This window comes from Bradyrhizobium sp. B039 (assembly GCF_038965675.1).
GTDB classification, from domain to species: domain Bacteria; phylum Pseudomonadota; class Alphaproteobacteria; order Rhizobiales; family Xanthobacteraceae; genus Bradyrhizobium; species Bradyrhizobium diazoefficiens.
This window is the reverse complement of record NZ_CP152416.1, coordinates 2,426,660-2,451,674: the sequence shown is the minus strand read 5'-3', so window position 1 is coordinate 2,451,674 and position 25,015 is coordinate 2,426,660. Positions and strand designations below refer to the sequence as shown.

General features: G+C 65.4%; 27 protein-coding genes and 1 tRNA gene. 14 read left to right on the top strand and 14 right to left on the bottom strand.

The window, feature by feature from the left end; genetic code table 11:
* Window positions 1-2: 2 nt before the first annotated feature.
* Genes fba through AAFG50_RS11605 form a run of 4 tightly spaced genes read right to left on the bottom strand, consistent with a single transcriptional unit; the run spans window position 3 to window position 5,061 of the window.
* On the bottom strand, window positions 3-1,088 hold the full coding sequence (fba, locus tag AAFG50_RS11620; protein ID WP_028175387.1) for a class II fructose-bisphosphate aldolase: 1,086 nt from the start codon (window positions 1,086-1,088) through the stop codon (window positions 3-5).
* Between the two features lie 12 nt (window positions 1,089-1,100).
* Window positions 1,101-3,119 (bottom strand): transketolase, encoded by a 2,019-nt coding sequence (gene tkt / locus AAFG50_RS11615; protein ID WP_028175388.1) that lies wholly within the window; start codon window positions 3,117-3,119, stop codon window positions 1,101-1,103.
* Between the two features lie 16 nt (window positions 3,120-3,135).
* Window positions 3,136-4,011: a phosphoribulokinase gene (locus AAFG50_RS11610; protein WP_011085368.1), complete on the bottom strand. Its 876-nt coding sequence runs from the start codon at window positions 4,009-4,011 to the stop codon at window positions 3,136-3,138.
* 12 nt (window positions 4,012-4,023) lie between these two features.
* The gene (locus AAFG50_RS11605) at window positions 4,024-5,061 is read right to left on the bottom strand and encodes a class 1 fructose-bisphosphatase (protein ID WP_028175389.1); all 1,038 of its coding nucleotides are present in this window, start codon (window positions 5,059-5,061) and stop codon (window positions 4,024-4,026) included.
* 119 nt (window positions 5,062-5,180) lie between these two features.
* On the opposite strand from AAFG50_RS11605, the gene AAFG50_RS11600 reads away from it, so the two are divergent.
* Complete coding sequence (locus AAFG50_RS11600) at window positions 5,181-6,158, top strand: LysR family transcriptional regulator (protein WP_011085366.1); 978 nt, start codon at window positions 5,181-5,183, stop codon at window positions 6,156-6,158.
* Between the two features lie 257 nt (window positions 6,159-6,415).
* On the opposite strand, the gene AAFG50_RS11595 is transcribed toward AAFG50_RS11600, so the two are convergent.
* The 5 genes from AAFG50_RS11595 to AAFG50_RS11575 form a co-directional block, all read right to left on the bottom strand.
* Window positions 6,416-6,625, bottom strand: a complete 210-nt coding sequence (locus tag AAFG50_RS11595) for a hypothetical protein (protein ID WP_028175390.1) — start codon at window positions 6,623-6,625, stop codon at window positions 6,416-6,418.
* 138 nt (window positions 6,626-6,763) lie between these two features.
* Entirely contained in the window at window positions 6,764-7,183 is a 420-nt protein-coding gene (locus tag AAFG50_RS11590; RefSeq protein WP_011085365.1) for a hypothetical protein, read from the bottom strand.
* Window positions 7,184-7,309: 126 nt separating this feature from the next.
* Complete coding sequence (locus tag AAFG50_RS11585; RefSeq protein ID WP_011085364.1) at window positions 7,310-8,503, bottom strand: MFS transporter; 1,194 nt, start codon at window positions 8,501-8,503, stop codon at window positions 7,310-7,312.
* A 51-nt stretch (window positions 8,504-8,554) separates the two neighbouring features.
* Window positions 8,555-9,109, bottom strand: a complete 555-nt coding sequence (locus tag AAFG50_RS11580) for a TetR/AcrR family transcriptional regulator (protein WP_028175391.1) — start codon at window positions 9,107-9,109, stop codon at window positions 8,555-8,557.
* Window positions 9,110-10,371: 1,262 nt separating this feature from the next.
* Window positions 10,372-11,331 carry an N-carbamoyl-D-amino-acid hydrolase gene (locus AAFG50_RS11575; RefSeq protein WP_028175644.1) on the bottom strand — a complete coding sequence of 320 codons (960 nt, stop codon included), beginning with the start codon at window positions 11,329-11,331 and terminating at the stop codon, window positions 10,372-10,374.
* 203 nt (window positions 11,332-11,534) lie between these two features.
* Between AAFG50_RS11575 and AAFG50_RS11570 the strand changes: the two genes are divergently transcribed.
* The 3 genes from AAFG50_RS11570 to AAFG50_RS11560 all read left to right on the top strand — a co-directional run bounded on the left by AAFG50_RS11570 (window position 11,535) and on the right by AAFG50_RS11560 (window position 12,762).
* On the top strand, window positions 11,535-11,795 hold the full coding sequence (locus tag AAFG50_RS11570; RefSeq protein ID WP_011085361.1) for a hypothetical protein: 261 nt from the start codon (window positions 11,535-11,537) through the stop codon (window positions 11,793-11,795).
* A 209-nt stretch (window positions 11,796-12,004) separates the two neighbouring features.
* Window positions 12,005-12,229: a hypothetical protein gene (locus AAFG50_RS11565; protein WP_011085360.1), complete on the top strand. Its 225-nt coding sequence runs from the start codon at window positions 12,005-12,007 to the stop codon at window positions 12,227-12,229.
* A gap of 206 nt (window positions 12,230-12,435) precedes the next feature.
* The gene (locus AAFG50_RS11560; RefSeq protein WP_028175643.1) at window positions 12,436-12,762 is read left to right on the top strand and encodes a hypothetical protein; all 327 of its coding nucleotides are present in this window, start codon (window positions 12,436-12,438) and stop codon (window positions 12,760-12,762) included.
* A 6-nt stretch (window positions 12,763-12,768) separates the two neighbouring features.
* Here AAFG50_RS11560 and AAFG50_RS11555 read toward each other — a convergent pair whose 3' ends face one another.
* The 3 genes from AAFG50_RS11555 to AAFG50_RS11545 all read right to left on the bottom strand — a co-directional run bounded on the left by AAFG50_RS11555 (window position 12,769) and on the right by AAFG50_RS11545 (window position 15,555).
* The gene (locus AAFG50_RS11555) at window positions 12,769-13,479 is read right to left on the bottom strand and encodes an NUDIX hydrolase (RefSeq protein WP_162185821.1); all 711 of its coding nucleotides are present in this window, start codon (window positions 13,477-13,479) and stop codon (window positions 12,769-12,771) included.
* Between the two features lie 147 nt (window positions 13,480-13,626).
* The gene (locus tag AAFG50_RS11550) at window positions 13,627-15,345 is read right to left on the bottom strand and encodes a hypothetical protein (RefSeq protein WP_156149834.1); all 1,719 of its coding nucleotides are present in this window, start codon (window positions 15,343-15,345) and stop codon (window positions 13,627-13,629) included.
* Window positions 15,346-15,478: 133 nt separating this feature from the next.
* Window positions 15,479-15,555, bottom strand: a tRNA-Pro gene (locus AAFG50_RS11545).
* A gap of 68 nt (window positions 15,556-15,623) precedes the next feature.
* Between AAFG50_RS11545 and AAFG50_RS11540 the strand changes: the two genes are divergently transcribed.
* The 6 genes from AAFG50_RS11540 to AAFG50_RS11515 all read left to right on the top strand — a co-directional run bounded on the left by AAFG50_RS11540 (window position 15,624) and on the right by AAFG50_RS11515 (window position 21,601).
* The gene (locus AAFG50_RS11540; protein WP_028175640.1) at window positions 15,624-16,613 is read left to right on the top strand and encodes an L-threonylcarbamoyladenylate synthase; all 990 of its coding nucleotides are present in this window, start codon (window positions 15,624-15,626) and stop codon (window positions 16,611-16,613) included.
* A gap of 78 nt (window positions 16,614-16,691) precedes the next feature.
* Complete coding sequence (locus AAFG50_RS11535; RefSeq protein WP_028175639.1) at window positions 16,692-18,119, top strand: FAD-binding oxidoreductase; 1,428 nt, start codon at window positions 16,692-16,694, stop codon at window positions 18,117-18,119.
* The gene (locus AAFG50_RS11530; RefSeq protein ID WP_028175638.1) at window positions 18,116-18,556 is read left to right on the top strand and encodes a GNAT family acetyltransferase; all 441 of its coding nucleotides are present in this window, start codon (window positions 18,116-18,118) and stop codon (window positions 18,554-18,556) included. Before AAFG50_RS11535 ends, AAFG50_RS11530 begins: the two co-directional genes overlap by 4 nt.
* Before the next feature lie 16 nt (window positions 18,557-18,572).
* On the top strand, window positions 18,573-19,154 hold the full coding sequence (locus tag AAFG50_RS11525) for an NUDIX domain-containing protein (protein ID WP_028175637.1): 582 nt from the start codon (window positions 18,573-18,575) through the stop codon (window positions 19,152-19,154).
* A gap of 287 nt (window positions 19,155-19,441) precedes the next feature.
* Entirely contained in the window at window positions 19,442-20,371 is a 930-nt protein-coding gene (locus AAFG50_RS11520) for a glycine reductase (protein ID WP_028175636.1), read from the top strand.
* A gap of 36 nt (window positions 20,372-20,407) precedes the next feature.
* Window positions 20,408-21,601: a CoA transferase gene (locus AAFG50_RS11515; RefSeq protein ID WP_028175635.1), complete on the top strand. Its 1,194-nt coding sequence runs from the start codon at window positions 20,408-20,410 to the stop codon at window positions 21,599-21,601.
* Between the two features lie 85 nt (window positions 21,602-21,686).
* Here the strand turns inward: AAFG50_RS11515 and AAFG50_RS11510 are convergent, their stop codons facing one another.
* Window positions 21,687-22,451: an SOS response-associated peptidase gene (locus AAFG50_RS11510; protein ID WP_028175634.1), complete on the bottom strand. Its 765-nt coding sequence runs from the start codon at window positions 22,449-22,451 to the stop codon at window positions 21,687-21,689.
* Window positions 22,452-22,514: 63 nt separating this feature from the next.
* Here AAFG50_RS11510 and AAFG50_RS11505 point away from each other — a divergent pair, with 63 nt between their 5' ends.
* From AAFG50_RS11505 to AAFG50_RS11490, 4 genes are all read left to right on the top strand, one after another.
* The gene (locus tag AAFG50_RS11505; protein WP_028175633.1) at window positions 22,515-23,015 is read left to right on the top strand and encodes a hypothetical protein; all 501 of its coding nucleotides are present in this window, start codon (window positions 22,515-22,517) and stop codon (window positions 23,013-23,015) included.
* A 3-nt stretch (window positions 23,016-23,018) separates the two neighbouring features.
* Window positions 23,019-23,453, top strand: coding sequence for an NUDIX hydrolase (locus tag AAFG50_RS11500; RefSeq protein WP_028175632.1), 435 nt, complete (start codon window positions 23,019-23,021; stop codon window positions 23,451-23,453).
* Window positions 23,454-23,661: 208 nt separating this feature from the next.
* Window positions 23,662-24,039, top strand: a complete 378-nt coding sequence (locus tag AAFG50_RS11495) for a TIGR02301 family protein (protein ID WP_028175631.1) — start codon at window positions 23,662-23,664, stop codon at window positions 24,037-24,039.
* 185 nt (window positions 24,040-24,224) lie between these two features.
* Window positions 24,225-24,491, top strand: a complete 267-nt coding sequence (locus tag AAFG50_RS11490) for a hypothetical protein (protein WP_008135624.1) — start codon at window positions 24,225-24,227, stop codon at window positions 24,489-24,491.
* A gap of 196 nt (window positions 24,492-24,687) precedes the next feature.
* Here AAFG50_RS11490 and AAFG50_RS11485 read toward each other — a convergent pair whose 3' ends face one another.
* The gene (locus tag AAFG50_RS11485; RefSeq protein WP_028175630.1) at window positions 24,688-25,008 is read right to left on the bottom strand and encodes a cupredoxin domain-containing protein; all 321 of its coding nucleotides are present in this window, start codon (window positions 25,006-25,008) and stop codon (window positions 24,688-24,690) included.
* Window positions 25,009-25,015: the final 7 nt, after the last annotated feature.

Genomic DNA, 25,015 nt, shown 5'->3' with positions numbered 1-25,015 from the left:
GACTAGGCGGCGACTGACTCTCGGGCATCGACGCGCGGATCGAGCTCGCCGGCGCGATAACGCCGCGCCATCTCGCTCAAGGGAACGACCTTGATCCTGCCGGCGTGGCCCGCGGTGCCGAACTGCTCGAAGCGCTCGCGACAGAGGTCGCGCATCGCGTCCATCGCGGGTTTGAGGAATTTTCGCGGATCGAACTCATTGCGACTTTGCGCCGCGACCTTGCGGAACACGGCAGTCATCGCCAGGCGGCAGTCGGTGTCGATATTGACCTTGCGCACACCGCTCTTGATGCCGCGCACGATCTCCTCGACCGGCACGCCCCAGGTCTGCGGCATCTCGCCGCCGAACTGGTTGAACATGTCCTGGAGCGGCTGCGGCACCGAGGACGAGCCGTGCATGACGAGATGCGTGTTCGGCAGCCGGCGGTGAATCTCCTCGACCACCCGCATCGCCAGGATATCGCCATCGGGCTTGCGGCTGAACTTGTAGGCGCCGTGCGAGGTACCCATCGCGATGGCGAGCGCGTCCACTTTGGTGGCGCGGACGAAATCGACGGCCTGGTCGGGATCGGTCAGCAACTGGTCGTGGCTGACCTTGCCCTCGACGCCGTGACCATCCTCCTGCTCGCCGCCGCCATGCTCGAGCGAGCCGAGCACGCCGAGCTCGCCTTCGACCGAGGCGCCGACCCAATGGGCCAGATCGACGACGCGGCGGGTGATCGCGACATTGTAGTCGTAGTCGGCCGCGGTCTTGGCGTCGGCTTTCAGCGAACCGTCCATCATCACCGAGGTGAAGCCGTGCGCGATGGCGGACGCGCAGGTCGCCTCGTCATTGCCGTGGTCCTGGTGCATGCAGAGCGGGATGTCCGGGTAGGTCCGCTCCAGCGCGTCGATCATGTGCGAAAGCATGAGATCGCCGGCATAGCTGCGCGCGCCGCGCGAGGCCTGGATGATCACGGGCGCATCGACCTCGGCGGCCGCCTGCATGATCGCGATGCCCTGCTCCATGTTGTTGATGTTGAACGCCGGCACCGCGTAGCCGTGGCTGGCGGCGTGATCGAGCAGTTGGCGAAGGGTGATACGGGCCAAGGGTCGTCCTCCTTATTGGCTCTTGCGGGCGATCGCCCGGCGGGCCGCTTCCGCAATGCTTTGCGGGGTGATGCCGAATTCGCGATACAGCACCGGCGCCGGCGCCGAAGCGCCGAAGCCGCGCATGCCGACGAATTCACCGTCGGCGCCGATCCAGCGCGGCCAGTCGCCGAGCACGGCCGCCTCGATCCCGACGCGCGGCGCGGTGCCGAGCACGGTGGCGCGATAATCCTCCGGCTGCTCCTCGAACAGCGCGAGGCAGGGCGCCGAGACGACGGCCGCGCGAATGTGCTCGGTCGCGAGCAGGCGGGCGGCTTCCAGCGCGATCGAGACTTCCGAGCCGGTCGCCATCAGCGTCACATCGCGGCCGCCGTCCGGCGAGACCACGAGATAGGCACCGCGCGCGACTCGGTTTCTGCCGCGCGCATCGCTGCGGAACGTCGGCAAGGCTTGCCGCGACAGGCAGAGCACGGAGGGACGATGCTCCGCCGCTAGGGCGCAGTCCCAGGCCTCGAGCGTCTCCACCGCGTCGGCCGGGCGGAACACCAGGAGGTTCGGGATCACGCGCAGCGCGGCGAGATGCTCGACCGGCTGGTGCGTCGGGCCGTCCTCTCCGAGACCGATGGAGTCGTGCGTCATCACGTGGATGACGCGCAGCCGCATCAAGGCGGCAAGGCGGATCGCCGGCCGGCTATAGTCGGAGAACGCCAGGAACGTGCCGCCATAGGGAATGAAGCCGCCGTGCAGCGCGAGGCCGTTCATCGCGGCCGCCATGCCGTGCTCGCGGATGCCATAGTGGATATAGTCGCCGGCGAAGGCGCCGCGCGTGACCGGAGTCTGCGGCTTGGCATGGGTCAGGTTCGAATGGGTCAGGTCCGCCGAGCCGCCGACGAGGCCCGGAATTGTCCCGGCGATGCCGTCGAGCACCTGTTGCGAGGCCTGCCGCGTCGCGAGCTTCGGCCGCTCGCTCGCAAAGCGTTCGCGTAACTTCGCCGCGGCCAGCGCATAGGCGGCCGGCAGAGCGACGACTTTGCCTTCGACGAACAAATCGCGCTGCTCGGGCGTCGCACTCTCGTAACGATCGAGCCAGGCGAGACGTTCGACCTGCCCGCGCTGTCCGATCATGCGCCACGCCTTGAGGATCGGGATCGGCACCACGAACGGCTGATAATCCCAGCCGAGCGTTCGGCGCGCCGCCGCCGTCTGCTCGGTGCCGAGCGGCGCGCCATGGGCCTTCTCGGTGCCCTGCCGGTCCGGGGCGCCATAACCGATGACGGTGCGGCAGGCGATCAGCGACGGTTTTGCGGTCTCGCGCTCTTCGGCGATCGCCTGCGCAACGGCTTCGGGATCGTGCCCATCGACGCGGCGCACCGACCAGCCGGAGGCGGCGAAGCGCGCGAGCTGGTCGTCCGATGTCGCAAGCGACGTCGGCCCGTCGATGGAGATGCCGTTGTCGTCGAACAGCACGATCAGGCGGCCAAGCTGGAGATGGCCGGCAAGCGAGATCGCCTCCTGGCTGATGCCTTCCATCAGGCAGCCGTCACCTGCGATGACATAGGTGAAGTGGTCAACGAGCCCATCGCCATACCGCGCATTGGCCATGCGCTCGGCGAGCGCCATGCCGACGGCAGTGGCAATGCCCTGCCCCAGCGGCCCCGTCGTGGTCTCGACGCCCGGCGTGTGGCCATACTCGGGATGGCCCGGCGTCTTCGAACCCCATTGCCGGAACGCTTTGATGTCATCGAGGCTGACAGCGCCGCCGGTGAGATGGAGCAGCGCATAAAGCAGCATCGAGCCGTGGCCCGCCGACAGCACGAAGCGATCGCGGTCCGGCCAGCTCGGGTGCGCCGAGTCGAACTTCAGGAAACGCGAGAACAACACGGTCGCGACATCGGCCATGCCCATTGGCAGGCCGGGATGGCCGGACTGCGATGTCTCGATGGCATCGATCGCGAGGAAGCGGACGGCGTTGGCGAGATCGTTATGCGCGACAGCCGTAACGTCGGCTTCGGCATGGACGGAGATGTTCATCGAATTCTCCCCTTGTTCACTTCAGGTTTCGCTTGCGCTCGATCAGCTGCATGATCAGCGGCGTCAGGATCAGCTGCATCGCGAGATCAAGCTTGGCGCCGGGACACACGATCGAATTCGCGCGCGACATCCAGCTGTGCGGCAGCATCGAGAGCAGATAGGGAAAGTCGATGCCGCGCGGGTTCTTGAAGCGGATCACGACCATCGATTCGTCCGGCGTCGGAATCCAGCGCGCGACGAACGGATTGGAGGTGTCCACGGTCGGCACGCGCTGGAAATTGATGTCGGTCTCGGTGAATTGCGGACAGATGTAGTGGATGTAATCCGGCATCCGCCGCAGGATGGTGTCGGTGACGGCCTCGGTCGAATAGCCCCGCGCGCTGCGATCGCGGTGCAGCTTCTGGATCCATTCGAGATTGATGACCGGCACGACGCCGATCTTGAGGTCGGCATAACGCGCGACGTTGACCTTGTCGGTGACGACGGCGCCGTGCAGGCCTTCGTAGAACAGCAGGTCCGAATTCTCCGGCAGCCGCTCCCATTCCGTGAAGGTGCCGGGAGGCGTGCCGTGCAGCGCAGATTCCTCGGCATCGTGCACATAGTGTCGCGTCACCGCCGTGCCGGTCTCGCCGTAGTCGCGGAAGGCACGCTCCAGCTCCTCGAACAGATTGGTCTCGGGGCTGAAATGGCTGAAATGCCTGTTGCCGCGCTCGGCCTCCTTCGCCATCTGCGTGCGCATCTCGGCGCGGTCGTAGCGATGGAAGGCGTCGCCCTCGATGTAGACGGCATTGACCTTCTCGCGGAAGAATATCTGCTCGAAGGTCTTCTTGACCGAGGTGGTGCCCGCGCCGGAGGAGCCGGTGATGGAGATGATCGGATGCTTCCTGGACATGGGACGCCTCGCTTACAGCCGGAAGAAGCCGCGCCGCGCGAACAGCGGCGCTGAGATGCTGGCAACCAGCAGCGGATCGCAATGCAGCTCCTCGACTCGCCGCACCTCGTTGCTCGAGCCCATAATCAGCGGCACGCGCTGGTGCAGGCTTTGCGCTGACAGGTCGAGGATGCGCTCGCGCCCGGTCGTGGCCGAGCCGCCGGCCTGCTCGATGATGTAGGCCATCGGATGCGCCTCGTAGGTGAGGCGCAGGCGGCCGTCGCCATAGCCGGGCCGCGCGTCCGAGGGATAGAGGAACACGCCGCCGCGGGTGAGGATGCGATAGGCCTCCGCGACCAGCGAACCGACCCAGCGCATGTTGAAATCGTGATTGGCGGGGCCTTCGACGCCGGCGAGGCATTCGTCGATGAAGGCACGCACCGGAGGATCCCAATGCCGGCGATTCGACGCGTTGATCGCGAACTCCTCGCCCGCCTCGGAGATCTGGATGGCGCTGCGCGCGAGGCGAAAGCAGCCGGCCTTGCGGTCGAGCGTGAAGATGTCGACGCCGTCGCCGAGCGTCAGCACCAGCGAGGTCTGCGGACCGTAGGTGACGAAGCCCGCCGCGAGCTGCGCCGAGCCGCGCTGATGGAAGGCGAGCGCGAGATCGTCGGGCGCGGGCAGGATCGAGAAGATCGTGCCCACGGTCATGTTGATGTCGATGTTGGAGGAGCCGTCGAGCGGATCGATCGCGACGCAGATCCTGGCCGCGCGGTCGCCGATCTGCGGCTCGCGCATCTCCTCCGACGCCAGCGCTGCGATCGGCAGCTTGCCGAGACAGCGGCGCAGGATCGCGTCCGCCTGCACGTCGAGATCGCGCTGGACGTCGCCGTCGCTGTTGCGGCCCGTGGTCAGGCCCGAGGCGTCCGCAAGATCGCCGGCGCCGATGAGGTCGGCGATCTCGATCGCCGCCGCCGCGATGGCATCGACCGCGGTCGCCACCGCCAGCGCGTGGAGTGCGGTCTCCGAGTACCGTTGAAGGTGGTCGTCCAGCCTGAGTTGCCCGGTCATCTGCGTCCATCCCCTGGCCGGCGCCGCATCCATTTCCCTCCCCGGTGGAGGTCGATGCGGTCGGTCCCGGCATGAGGAGATTGACAGGGGAGGCTTAATAAGGAAAATTTCTATTCATAATGAGCGCCAAAGAATTTTCTTATAATGGCCCCAGCCATGCGGCGGCCCAGCTCCGGCATCTGACGATCCGGCAGCTTCGCTCGCTCGCGGCGCTTTCGGCCAAGGGCAGCGTGACGGCGGCCTCCGGCCATCTCGGCCTGACGCAGCCGGCTGTGACCCAGCAGTTGCGCCAGCTTCAGGACCTCGCCGGCCTGCCTTTGGTGCAGCGGACCGGCGACGGCATGCTGCTGACGGAAGCCGGCAAGGAGGTTCTGGCGCTCGCCGAGCGCGTCGAGGCCGCGATCATGGACTGCCAGGGCGCGCTCGACCTGCTCGCGGGGCGAACCGGCGGCACCGTGCATCTCGGCGCGGTCTCGACCGCGAAGTATTTCGTCCCGCATGCGATCGCGGCTTTCACCAAGCGGTACCCGAAGATCGAGATCAGGCTCACCATCGGCAATCGCGAGGAGATCCGCGAGGCCATGCACGGCTACGACCTCGATTTCGCGGTGATGGGTCGGCCACCGGCCGACGTCAGCGTCGACGTCCGTCAGCTCGGACGCAATCCGCACATCATCGTCGCTCGCAAGGGGCACTGGCTGGAGAAGGATTCCGGCCTCAGCCTGACCGACCTCGTGCACGAGACCTTCCTGACCCGCGAGCCGGGTTCGGGCACGCGCACGCTCATGGAGGGCATGTTCCAGAAGTCGGATCTCGAGCCGGTCATCGGCATGGAGATGAGCAGCAACGAGACCATCAAGCAGGCGGTGATCGCCGGGCTCGGCATCGCCTTCATCTCGGCCCACACCGTGGCGCACGAGCTTGCCGAGGGCCGCTTGATCGTGCTCGACGTCGCCGGCCTGCCGATCGTGCGGCAATGGTACGTGATCCGCCGCAGCGACAAGGTGCTGCTGCCGCCGGCACAGGCGATGTTCGACTTTCTGGGCTCGGAAGGGTCGAACTATCTGCCCGACGTGCCCGAGTTCGGCGAGCGCTAGCTCGCCGATGCTCAGCCCATCAGCTTCATTGCGATCGTCGCCGCGAGGATGACGATGATCTGAAGCAGGCGCTCTGTCGTGAAGATACGGTTGAAGGTGGTCATCGCTCGCCCCCGGCCGACGTGAAGGAGATCCGGGCGACTGGCTATCATGTGCGGGCGCCGGGGTAACCCCGTAGTCGCCACGGGTTCCGCTGCCGAATGAAGCCAGCGATCGCCGATGTTCGTCGCCGGTCTGCTTGCGGCGATGGTTAACGATCAGGCCGCGCGCGGAGCGGCGTGATCCATGTGCGTGGCGAAATAGGCTTCCAGCTCCGACAGCGCCCGCGCTTCCCAATCCCTCGCCTGCTCCAGCTGCGACCAGCTCTGGCCCGGGCGGAATGCAGCAGTCTGGCGATAGAGCGATGCGATGCCGCGATAGCGGCGCACGTTCTCCAAGATGGCGTTCCCGTTGATCTGGCCGTTCATGTCCGAAAACTCCCTCGTCATTCCCGGGGGAGAAATTGCGGCCAAATCTTTTTCGAAAAGTTAGCGGCGCGCGGCAAGCTGGCGAATGGTTGCCGGACTGTTGCGCGCGCGCAACGTGGGCGCGAGCGCATCGCCGATTTATTGCGAATTCGTTGCCGCGCTCTCGCCCGAACGCTTCAGCCCGCCGCGGTTGACGATCGTCATCGTCTCCCGGCAGAGATCGGCAAGGCCGATCAGGAGCACGGCGAGGAGGCAGAACAGGTTGATGGAATCGGTGTTTGCGCTGGTCAGCGCATTGAACTCGAAGAAGGGCGGCATGAACGCCCACCACACCAGCGGAATGGTGAGCAACGCGGCGAACGCCGCCGCCGGCGCGCCCGCGACAAGTCCGAGCACGAACAGGCCAGGCAGGAACGCCGCGAAATAGAGTTTTGCGCCGAGCGCGACGCAGATGCCCTGAAACACCGCCGATAGTCCGACGACGACCAATCCCAGCAGAAACGCCTGCCACGACCATGGCCGTACCCACGGTACGCCAAACAGCCCCGCACGCCTCATCAGCCTCCCCCTGCCGCCCGTTAACCGGGCCCGCTTGCGACCAAAGTACTACAGCGGCAGGGAAATCGCGAGGCGGAAAACGCATGCCCGGGCGTTTGGTAAACGCCGCATCGCACCATCCCGCCGCTACTCCGTGGCCGCATAGAGCAGGCCCGCGACGGGCAGAGCGAGGCCGATTCCCGATGCGAGCGCCCAGCCGCCTTGCGCGAAGGCCCAGGCGCCGACCGCGGAGCCGGCCGCGCCGGCCGCGAAGAACGTCGCCATGTAGAGGCCGTTGAGGCGGCTGCGATGCTCGTGCCCGAGCGCGAAGATGGCGCGGAAGCCGAGCACCACGTTGCCCTGGACGCCGATATCGATGGCGATCGCGGCCACGACCAGGCAGGCGAGGTTCAGCATCGAGCCGGCCGCGCCGATATAGGTCACCAGGAAGCCCGCGGCCGCCAGCAACATCGCAATCAGCGTCGCGATGCGGCTATGGCCGCGATCGGCGAGCCTCCCCGCGATTGGCGCGGCGAACACGCCGGCGACACCGGCCAGCGCGAACAGCGCGATGCCGCGCTGGGAGAAGCCGAACTCGGAGGCGAGCTGGAGTGGCGCGACCGTCCAGAACAGGGTGAAGCAACCGAACAGGCTCGCCTGGTAGAGTGCGCGCCGCCGGAGCAGCGGCATGGTGCGCACCAGATGCGGCATCGACAGCAGCAGCGTGCCGTAATGCATGCGCGCCACCGGCTTGCGCGTCGGCAGCACCATCCAGAGCACGGCTGCGAGCACGATCATCAGCGCCGCGGAGGCGAAGAACACCGCATGCCATGACGAGGCCGCCGTGACGAAGCTCGACACCGGGCGCGCCAGCATGATGCCGAGCATCAGGCCGGTCGAGACGTTGCCGACGACGCGGCCGCGGATGGCCTCCGGCGCCAGATGCGCCGCATAAGGAATGATGATCTGCACCGCGACCGAGCCGAGCCCGATGAACAGCGCGGCGATCAGGAACGGCAGGGCGTGCGTCGCGAACGCGGCTGCGAGCAGCGCCACGGCGCCGAGCGTGATGACGGAGCAAATCAACGTACGGTTCTCGACGAGATCGCCGAGCGGCACGATGAAGAGCAGCCCGGTGCCGTAGCCGATCTGCGTCATGGTGACGATCAGCCCGGCGGCGGCGTGCGACAGGCCCAGCGCGGCGCTGATCGGGGCGATCAGCGGCTGGGCATAGTAGATGTTGGCGGCGACCATGCCACAGGCCGCGGCAAGCACGAAGGTCAGGCGCTGCGACACCGCATCCGGTTCGGGCGCGGTCTCGATGGTGGCATTCATCGTCATTTACACGGTCTCCAGAGATTGGGAACGATCATTCCCTAATATGACAAGAATTCAGGCGAGCAGCTTCATCGCGACGCCGACGAGGCGCGTCCCGTCGAGCGGCAGGCGCGCCTTGCCGACGACGCGCATTCCTTGCGTGATGCAGATCATCAGCCGCGCGGTGTCGTCGGCCGCTACATGGCGGGGAATCGAGCCGTCGGCCTGCCCCTCGCGAATGAGGCCGGCGATGAAGTTCTCGTTGGTCGCGAGCTGCGCATTGACGCGGGCGCGGACCGCAGGATCGACCGCGGAGAGCTCGACCGCGCTGCCGACCACGATGCAGCCGCGGCGCCCCTCGCTGCCCTGGGAGTGCTCGACATAGGACAGCAGCACATGGCGCAGCCGCTCGCGGCCGTTCGCACCGCGCGCGGCTGCGGTGCGGGTCTGCTCCCGGCGCACCGTGGCGTAGCGCTCGAAGGCGGCAAGGAACACGGCGTGCTTGTCGCGAAACGCCTTGTAGACGCTGCCGGTGGCAAGCCGCATGGCGGCAGTGAGGTCACCGATCGAGGTGGCATGATAGCCGCGCTCGCAAAACACCCGCACCGCCCCGTCCAGGGCGGTGTCCATGTCAAACTCCCGGGGACGACCGGGTGGTTGAGCAATGGCTTGCGATCGGCGGGCGGATTTTTGCATTGCGGGATAATAGGGAATGATTGTTTCCTAATCAAGACACCTGGTTGTGATTGCTGGGGTGAGGCGTGGGCTGGCCGGTTTGCAGGGACTGCGCTGCTGGTCCCGTCATCCCCGCGCAACGGCGAAGCCGTTGTCGCCGGAGGTGCGAGCGACGGGACGCGGCGCGTCCCATGGGGAGCCTCGAAGGATGAGCGGCCACAATGCAGCCGGGCCGTCGCCCTTCGAGGCTTGCTCTGCAGCGCTGCGCGCAGCAGCGCGCGCACCTCAGGGTGACGGTCATAAATTTGAGCCCGCATCATCGATTTTGAGATTCTCAAACAGAGGACACAGCTCCGCATCCTCGCGGCTTAATTCGCCCGAGCTTTGCTTGATCGCTCCACCCTCTCAATCGAGAGGGCGCAGGGAAGGCCGGGTGCCCGACGGCACCCGCGGTCTGCTGCGCGAAAGCACGCGCAGAGAAACCGCACAGCAGCATACAGGTGTAGCCAATCACTCGGCCTTCCCTGCGCAGTGGTTGGACGGCTTATGCCGTGCTCTCCCGGGAGCCGAGTTCGTTCTGGCCTCCCTCACCCCAGCGAAATTCACCGGCGCCGCGCCGGTTGACGCGACTGCCGCATCCGCCAAGGCTTGACCGTAGCAACGACGGCCAGGACCACACGGTTTTGCCGTACGCACGGCCCGCCATTTCGCCGCAGTTTTCCCAGCCCTGTCGACGGAGCCGGAAACTTACAGACGAGACGAACCTGACAGCGCCGCTCATCCAGCACGAAGTTCTGGGCTCACGGAGAGCAATCCGCCCTGCCCTTGGCCTCGCACCCGACGCTGCCGCGTCCACCGCAAGCCCGGCTCGCGAAACGTGACGACACAAGATCGCCCCTCAAGGATGAGCCGGGATGGGCGACACGTACGCCATTTCCGAATTTCGGTAAAGTGGAATATTTTAGCGAAGGCGGGTTGACAGCCCATGCAGGTGTTTTGCCCGTCGAACGACTGGGCTGTGGGCATATTGGGAATGGGCTTTCACGTCAGCCGTCGTCCTGGCGAAAGCCAGGACCCATACCGCGAGGTTTATCGATTTTAGGCAGTATTAGTCCCGCCCAACCAGTCTTCGCCAAACTTCTCCCTGTGGTAATGGGTCCTGGCTTTCGCCAGGACGACGCGGAAGAGACGGAAACGCAAGACAACGGGCGGGAGCATCACCCCTTCGTCGGCACTTGTGTCCCATCCGCCATTGTCGTCACGCCCCTGCGTTCGACGATCATCCCGTAGGCGCGGGGCTGGCGGTGGACGTCGAAATTGAAGGTGGTGCGCTTGTAGGAGTTGCAGAGATCGAGGTCGCAGCGCGCCAGCGCGATTTCGTCGCCCTTGGTCGTGCACGCCGCGACGATCTCACCCGAAGGTGCGATGATGCAGCTGCCGCCGATGTGGTCGACGCCCTCCTCGATGCCGGCCTTGGCGACGCCGACCACGAAGGTGCCGTTCTGGTAGGCGCCGGCCTGCATGACGAGGTGATTGTGGAACAGCGAGAGATCGTCGTGCTCGGGCGCAGGCGGATTGTGCACCGGCGTGTTGTAGCCGATCATCACCATCTCGACGCCCTGCAGGCCCATCACGCGATAGGTCTCGCTCCAGCGGCGGTCGTTGCAGATCGCCATTCCCATCACGCCGCCGAAGGCATTGGTCACGCCAAAGCCGCTGCCGGGCTCGAAGTAACGCTTTTCCAGATGCTGAAATTCACGCCATGGCTCGTGCTCGGCATGGCCGGGCAAATGAACCTTGCGGTATTTCGCGACGATCGCACCGCTCTTGTCCACCAGAATGGAGGTGTTGTAGCGCCTGGTGACGCCGGCCTCGACCGTCAGCTCGGCATAGCCGAGGCAAAACCCGATGCCGATCTCGCGGGCGAGGTCGAACAGCGCTCGCGTCTGCGCTCCCGGCATTTCGCGCTCGAAGAAGGCGTCGATCTCCGCCTGGTCCTCGAAATACCAGCGCGGAAAGAACGTGGTCAGGGCGAGCTCGGGATAGACGATCAGGTCGCAGCCGTTGGCCCGCGCCTGGCGCATCAACGCCATCAGCCGCGCCACGACCTCGGTCCTGGTCTCAGCTCGGGCAATCGGGCCAAGCTGGCCGGCCGCGATAGTCACAAATCTCGCCACGCGTCGTTCCTTTGTTCTCTTTCGGAATCACGTCGAGGCAGACCCTAACGCGCGATGCGTCACGCGCACAGCCTCGCTGTCCGGCACGATGCCCAACGACAAGGCAGGCCTTCGCCCTCGGCCGGCGCGCTGGCACTCTCCTTGCTGCTCTTCCGCCAATCCCTCAGACCCGCAGTGGGCCTGTTTCATAGTGAGGCGATCATATGCAGCCGACGTCCCGTTTCGAAGCGACTATCCCGACACAGCTCCACGCCCTGATCTCCGATCTGCGTTGGCGCGCGCAATTGCTCGACGCCGACATTCTGGAGGAAGAGCGGAAGGCCGGAATCTCCGATCCAAAGAATCTCGCCTACCCGATACTCGCGCAGAACCTGAGAGCCCGGCGCGACAACCTTCAGGTGAGCATCGCGATCCTGGAAAGCCGCATTGAAAAGCGATCAACCGACTGGCCGCACGCCGCCTGACGCGAACAGTGCCGGGCCCGACCAGGCACGCGACGGCATATGCAGGAGGGCGCGGGCTATGGGCGGTAGCACTGTCCGCGCCGGTCGACGAGCAGGAACGCGCGTTGCCCTTTTGCAACGGTTCCCCACGGTCTGAAGCTGGACAAAAGAAACTCCCATTCCAGCCACGAACCCCGCTCACAACGCCGTGAGACTACAGGGGAACTACGATGCGTGCACAACGCGTTTGGAAAGTGAACGGGGCCGCCAGCATCGGGCAGCTCCAATCCAGACTGGACGATCTGAACAAGCGTCTCAGTCAGCTCGAAAGCCAGCATCCTGAGAGCTGGAAGGTCGAAGAGCTGAGATCAAGCGCACTCAGCCTGTCGCGCGAGATCGACGACATCCGCTGCGCCGAGGCGACGGCGGCATTGAGCGAATTGCTGCGGAAGTAGGCGGGATGGCGGCGATTCGCGGCGGGGCGTTGGGAACCAACATCCGCCGCCGCCATTGCCATGCAGAGCATGGAGCAAAATCATGACCAGGCACCTGACGCGAGCCCATCTCGCGCGCGGCGTGGCCGGCGCGGTTTCCACGCTGGTCCTGTGCGCGACGATGGTATTCACCATCGCGCACCACTTCGCGCTGTGAGGGCTTTCGCATGACGTCCGAGCCCGAGGAGTCGGTGCGGTTGCAAGGTTTTGGCGAGATGACGTTGCGCACGGCGATCGCGACGCTGATGGCGCTCGCGCCGCGCGAGCGATCGGAGGCCGCCATCTTCCGCGTCCGCGACGGTTCGCGTCTGGCCGCGAGCGAGATCGCCGACCTCGCGTCGGATTGGGGCATGACGCCGATAGCCGAAGTCAGGTCTCCAAGGCTGGTCCCGGAGCAGCACTGGCCGGACATCGTCCGCAGCATGGTGCGCGAGGCGCCGCTGCCGTCGCTGATGGTGGCGTTCCTGGTGGGCGTGCTGGTGGCGCGGCGGTAGCGAGCATCATCGAGAAGTGCTGTGCGTCGACAGCCTGCTCCAGATCCCGATTGCCTCGAGCGTGTAGCTGTCCTTTATCTCGCGCGACAGGATTTTCGACCAGATCATATCGGCCGACATCAACAGAGTTCGGGTAATGACCTCGCGGATCTCGGGAGATCGCTCCCGGCGGCCGACGACCGAGGCGTGCACGATGTGGACCTCGTTGTCCATCAGGCCGGTATCCGTCAAGACGGTTCCGATCAGCCGCGGCTCGGCACCGAGATAGCCGGTCTCCTCCTCCAACTCCTTCAAGGCATTGGCCTCCAACCCGATCCCCGGCTCGGCAAATCCGCGCGGCAGCTCCAGCATGAGCCGTCCGAGTGCATGACGCTCCTGCTCGACCATCACGATGTCGCCGACATTCCCAAGCTTCGGGTCGGCAACCGTGGCCACCACCACGACATTGTGCCCACCCAGCAGTTGACCGCGCGAGACGATCCGAAAATAAGGATGGACGATCGTGGCCGGGCCTTCGCCCACCTCGACCAGATCGACAAGCACGAGCACGTAGTCGTTGGAGAAGGTAAGCCCGAGCGCGACACCATGCTCGCGCGCGTAGCTCTCCAGGCGGGCACGGTCGAGCACGAGCCGCCGATATCGGCGCGGCTCGAAGAGCCGGGGGTATTCGGCGAGCGCCTCGAAATAGGCCTCGATGCCGGCTGCTGGATCGAGCATCATTTCCCCTGGTCAGCGATAAAGATTGATACGGGCCTGCCGCTGCCACCAGCTGGCCAGTGAACCACATCACGGTCGAGCCGCTTCTTGTCGTTTTGGCGGCAATGCCTTGCCCGCCGCCCGCCTTCCCGCGCGTCGCGCCGCAATTCAATCGTCCCGATCCTTGACCTCAAGTCCGCCGCCCTGCTGGTCGGGACGCAATTGATCGCCCGTCGGCGCAATCTCGGTCCCCTCGAACGACAGCCGGCTACGAACCTCCCGAGCGATCTTTGCGGCGGTTTCCGCCCAGATTTTACCCTGAAAGACCGGCTGCTTGATTTCATACTTCAACCCGCCTCCCTCGAGATAGACGACCGCGTGAGCGACGAGAGGCACCATCCCTCGCGACAGCGAGTGTTCGCTGACCGGATCCTCGGGCAGATGAGGCAAGCCAAACGCGTGGCCGGCTTCCGAGGCGACCATTTCGAAAATGCCCAACGCACTCAGTCGAACCTCCCAACGCTCAGTGGCTTCGCGGAGGCGACTGTCGCGCTGGATCTGGCCTAAACGCTCGACGACGTTGCCCAGCGAGCCGGAGACGCGCCGAATGGACTCCAGGGGATCCTGAACAAACTTCTGCTCCGACATCGGCCGCTTGTTGTCCGGCAGATTCTCGACAGCGATCTGATGATGCAACGCCCATATCGGATCGTTCCGGACTGCCACGATGTCGTCCAGGCTCACCGAACCAATGTCGGTCAATTGAACGGCTTTACTGGCGATGTCCAGACCGACCCCGGCGACAGCCATCATGAGATCCTGCAACTCCTTCTCGTCCACCTCCTTGATACCCTCCGTGAGCTCCTTGATCTCCTGCAAACACTCACGGCTGGTCGACCCCTGGGACGTAACAACATAGCGGTTGAGAACATCCGGCAAATTGACGTTGTACTTGAGGTCCGCGAGCGCCTTGATCTGCATGGCCAGCGGCTTCTTGAGATCAAAAACCAGGTGGTCCTTGTGCAGGCCGCCGACGCAGACGAACTCGTGATAGATTTCCTTGCGTTTGACCGGGCGGCCGGTCTCGTCCTGCACCCGATTGGCAAAGTCGCGCATATTCTTGAGCATCTGCCTGATGCTCTCGTCATCGAATGTCGAAAGCGAGAAGTCGTTGCGAAGCAGATCAGGCCTGAGATCGTCGATCGTCTTGAAGAAACCTCCAAAGCGCTTGGAAATGTGATCGGTGATCAGGGTCCCGTTTCGCTTGTCGTCCCAACTCAATCGCAGCTTGTTGGTACCCTTCGCCTCGGCCTTGACCCAGTAGTCCTCGACATCGCGGGACAGGTCCGTGCCCTTGAAGTCCGAGAGCTGCCGCTCGTCGTAGAGGAATGGGATGATTGCGCGTTCCTGCACGAGTCTTTCGAACGACTCCGCCTCCGAATCTCCGCCGAGATAGAGCTCCTTGACCGCCTCATTGTGGAGAAGGTACGCGCGATTGACCACCACCGAACGCAGCGTGAGCAGCGCCTTGAAGAACTCCATCTTCATCGCCGGCTGTATCCGCTTGGCGTAGTCGGAAAGCGGCTTTTCACTTTCTGCAGCTTCCTGGGCGATATCCGGCGGGGCCCACTGATCGTCAAGGCATTGGGCAATGCCGGAAAGCTGGTCCAAATTGTTGGGGGTCAATTCCATGGCGCAATGCCTTAAGAAGAAAAAAAACAATGCGTAATGTGTATTACAAAATGAATGCGAGCTTAAGTTGAACTTTTCGGCAGCCGAAGAAGCCGGAGCGAACCCTGCTCCAACGACACCATTCGCGTTCGTGAACCTTGCGACGCGCTTCACGCCATCAAGGCGCTGGCCGGCGGGACGAGCTTTGCGAGCCATGCCGCGCGCACAGACGGCCCTGCTTGGGCCAAATCGGCCGTGGACCCGCCCCGAAAATCGTTGCAAAAAGGCGCTCCCGAGGCGCCGGCAGCCGGTCCGCCAAGCCTCTGGAAAACGGTAACTTTTGAAAGAATGGTCGGAGTGGCAGGATTCGAACCTGCGACCCCTGCGTCCCGAACGCAGTGCTCTACCGGGCTGAGCCACACTCCGACAAGAGGCCGGCTTATAGCGTCGGGTTTGGCGCACCGCAAGCGGCCGAGTTGAGGAATTTTATCCCTGTGAAAACGGGTCTTGAAACGCTGATTTTACCGGCTGGCGATGCCGCCGCCAGGGCCGCCGCCCGGACGCTTGCCGCCGGGGGGCTGGTCGCGTTTCCGACCGAGACGGTCTACGGGCTCGGCGCGGACGCCGCCAATGCCACCGCGATCGCCCATCTCTATGCCGCCAAGGGGCGGCCGGCCTTCAATCCACTGATCGCCCATGTCGCCGACATTACCGCCGCGCAGTCCATTGGCCGGTTCGACGCGCGCGCCTTGAAGCTGGCGGAGGCGTTCTGGCCGGGGCCGCTGACGCTGGTGGTGCCGAAGACGGACGGCTGCCCGGTGGCGGATCTCGCCACCGCGGGCCTCGACACCGTCGCGATCCGGATTCCCGCCCACCCGGTGGCGCAGGCGATCCTGCGCGCTTTTGGCGGGGCCGTGGTGGCGCCGTCCGCCAACATCTCCGGCCACGTCTCGCCGACGCTGGCCGCCCATGTCGAGAGCGACCTTTCCGGGCGAATCGACCTGATCGTCGACGGCGGGCCGGTCGCGGTCGGCGTCGAATCCACCATTGTCGGCTGCCTCAATGCGCCGATGCTGCTCCGGCCCGGCGGACTGTCGCGCGAGCGGATCGAGGCCGTGCTCGGCGCGGCCCTGGCGCGGCCGCCGGCCGAGGCCGGGAGCGACGACAGCCAGCCGCTGGCGCCGGGCATGCTGGCCTCGCATTACGCGCCGCGCGCCAATGTGCGGCTCAATGCGCGCGAGGTGGCGCCGGGCGAGGCGCTGCTGGCGTTCGGGCCTTCACGCCTGCCCGGCCTTGACGCCGCAGCGGCCGTCATGAATTTGTCGCCCACCGCTGATCTCGATGAAGCCGCCGCCAATCTGTTCGGCTATCTTCGGGCGCTCGATGCGAAGGGGCCACGGGTGATCGCGGTGATGACGATCCCCGAAGACGATCTGGGCGAAGCGATCAATGACCGGCTGCGCCGGGCTGCGGTGGCGAGATAGCGCATGATCCGGAAAAGTGTGAAGCGGTTTTCCGATAAGATCATGTGCAAGAGATAAGAGCGAAGTAGAGACGAGACAATGAATATCAACAAGCCTGCCACTCCTCCGCTTGCGCCCGAGCTGATCGAACAATTCCGCAAGATCGTCGGCGAGCGCCACGCGATCACGGATGCGGCCGACATCGAGGCCTATGTCACCGAGGAGCGCAATCTGTTCCACGGCCGCTCGCCGCTGGTGCTGCGTCCGGGCTCGACCGCTGAAGTCTCCGAAATCTGCAAGCTCGCCTCCGTGCACAAAATCGCGCTGGTGCCGCAGGGCGGCAACACCGGGCTCGTCGGCGGCCAGACCCCGCACAATGGCGAGGTCGTGGTGTCGCTGCGTCGGCTGGACAAGATCCGCGAGGTCGATACCGCCTCCAACACCATGACTTGCGAGGCCGGCGTGGTGCTGCAGATCGCGCAGCAGAAGGCATCCGACGTGGACCGACTGTTTCCGCTCTCGCTCGGCGCGGAAGGAAGCTGCACCATCGGCGGCAATCTCTCGACCAATGCCGGCGGCACCGCCGCGCTCGCCTATGGCGTCGCGCGCGAGATGGCGCTGGGGCTGGAGGTCGTGCTCGCGGACGGGCGCGTGCTCAACGTGCTGTCGAAGCTGAAGAAGGACAACACCGGCTACAATCTGCACAACCTCTTCATCGGTGCGGAAGGCACGCTCGGCATCATCACGGCGGCGACGCTGAAGCTGTTTCCGAAGCCGCGGGCGGTCGAGACCGCCTTCGTCGGGCTGAAGTCGCCGGCCGCGGCGCTCAAGCTGCTGACGATCGCGCAGGGCGAAGCCGCCAATGCGCTGACGAGCTTCGAGCTGCTGTCGGAGATGGCGGTCGACTTCTCGGTCCGCCACGGCATCGACGTGCGCGATCCGCTTGCAGAGAAGCATCCCTGGTACGTGCTGATGGAATTGTCTTCGCCGGGCGACGATGCCCGCACGCCGCTGGAAACGATCCTGACCCGCGCGATGGAGGAGGAGATCGTCGACGACGCCGTGATCGCGGCCAACCTCAGCCAGCGCAACGGCTTCTGGAAGCTGCGGGAGGAGATGTCGTCGGCGCAGAAGCCGGAGGGCGGCTCGATCAAGCACGACATCTCGGTGCCCGTCGCCGCAGTGCCCGCCTTCATCGACGAAGCCAATGCCGCGGTGGTGAAGCTGATCCCCGGCGCGCGGCCGGTGCCGTTCGGCCATCTCGGCGACGGCAACCTGCACTACAATATCAGCCAGCCGATCGGCGCCGACACCGCGGACTACCTGGCGCGCTGGCACGAGATGAACGCGGTGGTGTTCGAGATCGTGCTGCGCATGGGCGGCTCGATCTCGGCCGAGCACGGCATCGGCGTGCTCAAGCGCGACGAGCTGCCCGAGGTGAAGGACAAGACCGCGATCGAGCTGATGCGCGCCATCAAGGCGATGCTCGACCCGCTCGGCATCATGAATCCGGGGAAGGTGCTGTGAGCGTGTCCCTCACGATCGATGCGATCAGCGACGCCGACGTCGAGCCGGTCGTCGCGCTGTGGCAGCGCTGCGGCCTGACGCGGCCCTGGAACGACCCGCATGCCGACATCGCGCTGGCGCGGCGGCGCGACAACTCGACCGTGCTGATCGGCCGTGAGTCCGGCGCGATCGTCGCCACCGTGATGGTCGGCCATGACGGCCACCGCGGCTGGGTCTATTACGTCGCCGTCGACCCCGATGGCCGCAAGCGCGGTTTTGGCCGGGTGATCATGGCGGCGGCCGAGGACTGGCTGCGCCAGGCCGGCATCGCCAAGCTCCAGCTCCTGGTCCGCCGCGAGAACGCGCAGGCCAACGCGTTCTACCAGTCGCTGGGCTTCGAGGAATCCACCTCGTTGATGTTCCAGAAGTGGCTCGACGACCGCGCTTCGACTCCCTAGCTCCCGGAAAACAGCCATGACCATTTCCGACCGCGTCCGCATCAAGGACGTTCGTGTGCTCTCGGACAACTGGACTCCCCTGAAGAGCACGACGTTCGAGTATCGGCGCGCCAACGGCGAATGGCAGACGCAGCACCGGGAAACCTATGAGCGCGACAACGCCGCCGCCGTGCTGCCCTACAATCGCGCGCGGCGCACCGTGATCCTGGTGCGCCAGTTCCGCCTGCCGGTGTTCATCCGCGGCTACGACGATCTCCTGATCGAGACCGCAGCCGGCGTGCTGGACGATGCCTCTCCCGAGGTACGCATCCGCGCCGAGGCCGAGGAGGAAACCGGCTATCGCCTGCACCACGTCCACAAGGTGTTCGAGGCTTTCATGAGCCCGGGCGCGGTGACTGAGAAGCTGCACTTCTTCGTCGCCGAATACGAACCGGAGATGCGCGTCAGCGACGGCGGGGGCCTCGAGCACGAGGGCGAGGACATCGAGGTGCTGGAGCTCGGCATCGACGAGGCGCTGGCGATGATCGCCGACGGACGCATCATCGACGCCAAGGCGATCATGCTGCTGCAATATGCGGCGCTGCATGTCTTTAGATAATTCGCGAGCCGTCTTCTTCCCTTCTCCCCTTGTGGGAGAAGGTGGCGCGAAGCGCCGGATGAGGGGTTTGCCTCCGCAAATTCGAATGAGAGTTGGACTCGCGGAGAGAACCCCTCACCCGTCTCGCCGCTATCGCGGCGAGCCACCCTCTCCCACAAGGGGAGAGGGGAGACGGCGCAAGCGGCTCTCCTATGCAAGCAATTCTGGCCTGCGCCGCCCCTCCCCCTGTTGAGCTCACAGCCGACTATCTCTAGTCTGGCTCTCAACAAGAACCAGGAGACGCGCCCATGTCCGCTTCGCGCGACGACGAATTCGGCTTTGCGCCCGACTACGACTCCCCCGTCCCCTACATGCAGCGCACCCGCGACTATTACGCGGCGATCGGCTACACCACGCCGTACCGCTGGGCACATCATGTCGAGGCGCCGTTCCAGCCGCTGAAGAAACCGCTTTCACAATCGCGCGTCACCATCATCACCACGGCTGCGCCGTACGATCCCACCAAGGGCGACCAGGGGCCGGGCGCAGCGTACAATGGCAGCGCGAAATTCTACCAGGTCTATGACGGCGACACGTCGAAAGCGCACGATTTGCGCATCTCGCACATCGGCTACGACCGCAAGCACACCTCGGCGACCGACAGCGGCACCTGGTTTCCGCTGCCGCAGCTGTTGAAGGCATCCGCCGCGGGCCGGATCGGTGAAGTGGCCCCGCGCTTCTTCGGCGCACCGACCAACCGCAGCCATCGCGTCACGCTCGACACCGACGCGCCGGAGATTCTGGCGCGCTGCCTTGCCGACAAGGTCGATGTCGCGGTGCTGGTGCCGAACTGCCCGGTCTGCCACCAGACCACCGCGCTGGTGGCGCGGCATCTGGAGCGGAACGGCATTCCGACCGTGATCATGGGCTGCGCCAAGGACATCATCGAGCACGCCGCCGTGCCGCGCTTCCTGTTCTCCGACTTCCCGCTCGGCAATTCCGCCGGCAAGCCGCACGACATCACCTCGCAGGCGCAAACGCTCGAGCTCGCACTCAGGCTGCTCGAGACCGCGAGCGGTCCGCAGACGACGATGCAGTCGCCGCTGCGCTGGAGCGAGGACGCCTCCTGGAAGCTCGACTACAACAATGTCGCGCAGCTCTCGCCTGAAGAGCTTGCGCGCCGCCGCGCCGAATTCGACAAGCAGAAGGAGATCGCGCGCGGCAACCGCGCCGCCTGACGTCCTCCGACAACCAAAACAAAAAGGGAGAGCGACGTGACGCGACCGTTCGAGGGCGTAAAGATCCTGGATTTCACGCAAGTGCTGGCCGGCCCCTATGCGAGCTACCAGCTCGCGCTGCTGGGGGCCGACGTCATCAAGGTCGAGCGGCGCGAGGGTGAGGACATGCGCCGCACGCCGCTCAGCCGCGAATGGGCCGAGCGCGGGCTGGCGCCGGCGTTCCAGGCCATCAACGGCAACAAGCGCAGCCTGACGCTCGATTTGCAGAAGCCAGATGCGATCGCCATCGTGAAGAAGCTTGCCGCCCAGGTCGACGTCGTCATGGAAAACTTTCGCCCGGGCGTGATGGACAAGCTCGGCATCGGCTATGAGGCGCTGTCCGCGATCAATCCAAAGCTGATCTATTGCGCCGTCTCAGGCTTCGGCCAGACCGGCCCGGACCGCCTGCGGCCCGGCTATGACGGCAAGATGCAGGCGCTGTCAGGCATCATGGCGATCACCGGCCACCCTGAAACGGGGCCGACGCGCGCGGGCTTTGCGGTCTGCGACGTGCTCTCGGGCGCCACGGCCGCGTTCGGCGTATCGAGCGCGCTGTACCAGCGCGACCGCACCGGCAAGGGGCAGCTCATCGACGTCTCCATGCTGGAAGCGACGCTGGCGTTTCTCTCGGGGCAGATCGCGGACTGGTCGGTCGCCGGCCATCGCCAGCAGCTCTCGGGCAACCAGGCGGTGAGCCGCCGGACCACCGCGAACCTGTTCAAATGCGGCGACGGCCACATCCTGCTCGCCGTCAACAACGAGAAACAGTACCGCGCGCTGATGAGCACGCTCGGCCGCGAGGATACGCTGTCCGATCCGCGCTTCGCCGACTGGTTCGCACGCAACGAGAACGAGCCGGCCCTGCGCGCCATCATCGAAGAGGCGCTCGCGAAAAAGCCGGCGCGCGAGTGGGAGACAATTCTCGAAGACGCCGGCGCGCCCTGCGCCAGCATCTGGAAGGTCGAGGAAGTGATCGATCATCCGCAAGTGAAGGCACGCGCTGCGATCCAGGAGCTGGATACGCCCTATGGCCGCCTGCGTTTTGCCGGCAGCGGATTCAAGCTCGCGCATGGCGGCGGCAAGCTGGACCGGATGGCGCCGGAGCTGGGCGCGGATACCGACGCGGTGCTCGGCGAGCTGGGCTTCGATGCGGCGGAGATCGCGACGCTGCGGGCGCGGGAGATTGTGTGACTCTCCAGCAAAAAACTCCGCTGTCGTCCCGGACAAGCGTCAGCGCAGATCCGGGACGACAACGGAGTGAATGGCGCCAGCTTGGCTAAAACAACGACCCCTGCCCGTCATCGGATGACGCGGCCGCCGCCTTCCGCGCGACCCTCTTCGGCTTCGACGCCTCCAGCTCCGCCTCCATCTCCTCCGCGCTGATCGGCAAGAGCAGTTGCTCGTCGTCATTGGCGACGCGATTGACGCGGGTGGAGACCGGGTGCCAGGCGAATTCGCCGATGCGCGGGGCGATCATCAGCGGCAGGATCGCGTCAACCTCGTCGCCGCGAACGTCGAGCCAGCGCTCGAAATCGCGCGGGCTGATGGTGACGGGCACGCGGTCATGCAGCGCGGCGAGATCCTTGCTGGCCGCCGCGGTGACGATCGCGACCGTGTCGAGCTCCTCGCCGTTCGGCCCGGCCCAGGTCTCGAACACCGCGGCAAAGCCGAGCGGCGCGCCGTCGGCCCGATGGATGAAGAACGGCTGCTTGCGGCCATCCACCGCCTTCCATTCGTAGTACCCGTCGGCCGGGATCAGGCCGCGCCGCCGGCGAATCGCGCGTTTGAAGGCGGGCTTTTCCAGCACCGTCTCCGAGCGGGCGTTGATCAGGAGCGTAAAGCCTTTGGGATCCTTGACCCAGCCCGGCAGCAGCCCCCAGCGCATCAGGCGGAAATGGCGCGCGCCGTTCTCGACCAGCACGACCGGAATCGGTTGCGTCGGGGCGACATTGTACCGGGGCGGGAAATTCGGCTGCTCGACATAGCCGAACAGTTGCCGCAAAGCCGCGGGGGCCGAAGTTATGACGAAGCGTCCACACATCCTTGGGCGTCTATATAGGGTCCGTTCAGGTCCTTTTAACCCCGAACGTTAACACTGCGGCGAATGAGCTCAATGGCCTCCCAACCCGCGCGGACGCATGTACAGACGGGCCCCGAGGCAGCGGCCTGGGCCGAACGGCTGCGCGTGGCCAACATCAACCCGCGGACCGGGCTTGCCACCGACTATCTCAACCATTTCAATGAAGCGGTGATGCTGCTCGAAATGGTCCCGGATATGCCGGAATGCGCCGAAGACTTTCTGACCTGGTCGCCGCTGTCCTATGCCGAGCATTTCACGGCGTCGAACTTCAAGGCACGCGACCTCGCCGTCGAAGCCTATGAGAAGGCCGATCCCAACGTGCGCGCCCAGTTCGACCACCTCACCGACACGATGACCTCGATTCTCACCGCGGTCGGCTCGGCCATGCGCGAGGTCGAGAAGGACACCACCCGCGTCCGCCTGGCCGAGCAGGCCACCCTCTGGGTCAAGCCGCTGATCGCTGCCTGCGGCGGCATCATCAATGGCGGGGCGGAAGCCGACGTCGACACCATCATGGCAAACTGAGCCGTGTCTGCGGTCGTCCAGCCCACCCATCCCCAGATTGCGGTCAGCGCCGCGATTTTTCGTGATGGCAAGGTGCTTCTCACCCGCCGCGCCCGCTCGCCCGCCAAGGGGTTCTATTCGCTGCCCGGCGGCCGGGTCGAGTTCGGCGAATCGCTGCACCAGGCCCTGGTGCGCGAGGTGAACGAGGAGACCGGGCTCGCCATCGAGATCATTGGCCTTGCCGGCTGGCGCGAGGTGCTGCCGGCCACGGCCGGCGCCGGCCACTACCTGATCATGTCCTTTGCCGCCCGCTGGGCGGCCCGGGAGCCGGTTTTGAACGACGAGCTCGACGACTACCGCTGGATCGCCCCCGATGCCCTGGCGAGCCTCGGCGACCTCAAGCTGACCGGGGGGCTGGAGGAGGTCATTCAGTCCGCCCACCGGTTGATCGGGACATAGTCGGCGCGGCAAACGCCGCTGCACCTCTCCCGCTTGCGGGAGAGGTCGGAGCGAAGCGACGGGTGAGGGATCTTTCCTCTTGGGGATTATCGCCCGCGGAGACACCCCCTCCCCACCCCTCCCCCGCAAGCGGGAGAGGGAGCGCACGTTCGCTGCGCCCCTAACGTTGCCTTGCGCCCGCCGCCCTGAGGGGGCATACACCCCGCCGATGTCCACGCGATTTCTGGCCATTTTTGCCCTGATCCTCGCCTGCGCCTCGGTGCCCACGAGGGCCCAGGACGTGGCGGCGCCGTTTGACGCCGATTTGCAGCGGCTGGCGGAGATCCTCGGCGGCCTGCACTATCTGCGCGGCATTTGCGGGTCCAACGAGGGCAACAAATGGCGCAGCGAGATGCAGGCGCTGATCGATGCCGAAACCCCCTCCGGAGAGCGCCGCACCCGCATGATCGCCGCCTTCAACCGCGGCTATAACGGCTTCCAGCAGACCTACCGGAGCTGCACGCCGGCCGCCACCGTCGCGATCCGCCGCTACATCGAGGAAGGCTCGAAGATCTCGCGCGATCTCACGGCGCGCTACGCGAACTGATCTCGCCGTCATTCCGGGGCGCGCGTAGCGCGAGCCCGGAATGACGGCGACGGGAACCCTGTCATCGTCTTTGTTCACAGCCATTAACCGTTCTTAAAGATGTGGCCTAGCGGGCGTTAATGCGCGTGCTACACCACTCGCACAGCGCATCGCCGTGGATCGCGCCCCAGCCCTGATCGAGTTTCATGAGCCAGCCGATTTCCTACGCCCCCGCCCGCGCGCCGCTGCCCGACCACGAGCAGAAACAGGCCGCACTGAGCTATCTCAACGAGGCCTGGGCCGAGGCGCGCCATGACGGCGTCGACGGCGACTGCCTGGCGCAGGCGAGCCTGTTTGCGGCCTTTGCCGAGCTCGTCGGCACCTATGGCGAGGACGCGGTAGCGAAGTTCGTCGAGGGCTTTCCCGGCCGGATCCGCAACGGCGAATTCTCCGTCGACATCTCCCGGCAGTAAGCGCCTTTTCGAAAATGACCCCGCCACGCGGGCGGGGCCAGTTGACGGATGAATGACTTGGCGAACGGGATCTGGTGAACAGGTTCGCGAAGTCTGCTGCGTTTATCGCACGGAAGCCCGCTCCCCCGGACAAGCATTAGTCTCGCGATGACCGGGAGATATTCCCGCCACGATTGGGAATGCACTCCCGCCTCCCTCACGGCTCGACCTTGAGCGTCGCTTTCATGTTGGGATGATAGCGGCAGTAATAGTCGACCGCTCCCACCTTCTTCAGAACGAACGTCGCCGATTTCTCGGGCTGCAACGTCACGTCGAAATCGCCGTTCTTCGCGGTGGCGGTGTGGGCGAAGACGTCCTTGTTGACCCACCTGATGGTGTCCCCGACCTTCGCCGACACCTCAGTCGGTGAGATCACGAGATTCTCCATCGTGATCTCGATGGTCGCCGCGTGCGCCGGGACGGCCATCGGCAGGAAGATGATCGCAAGCGCGATCGAAGCGAGGCGTCCCGGCTTCATCCCACGC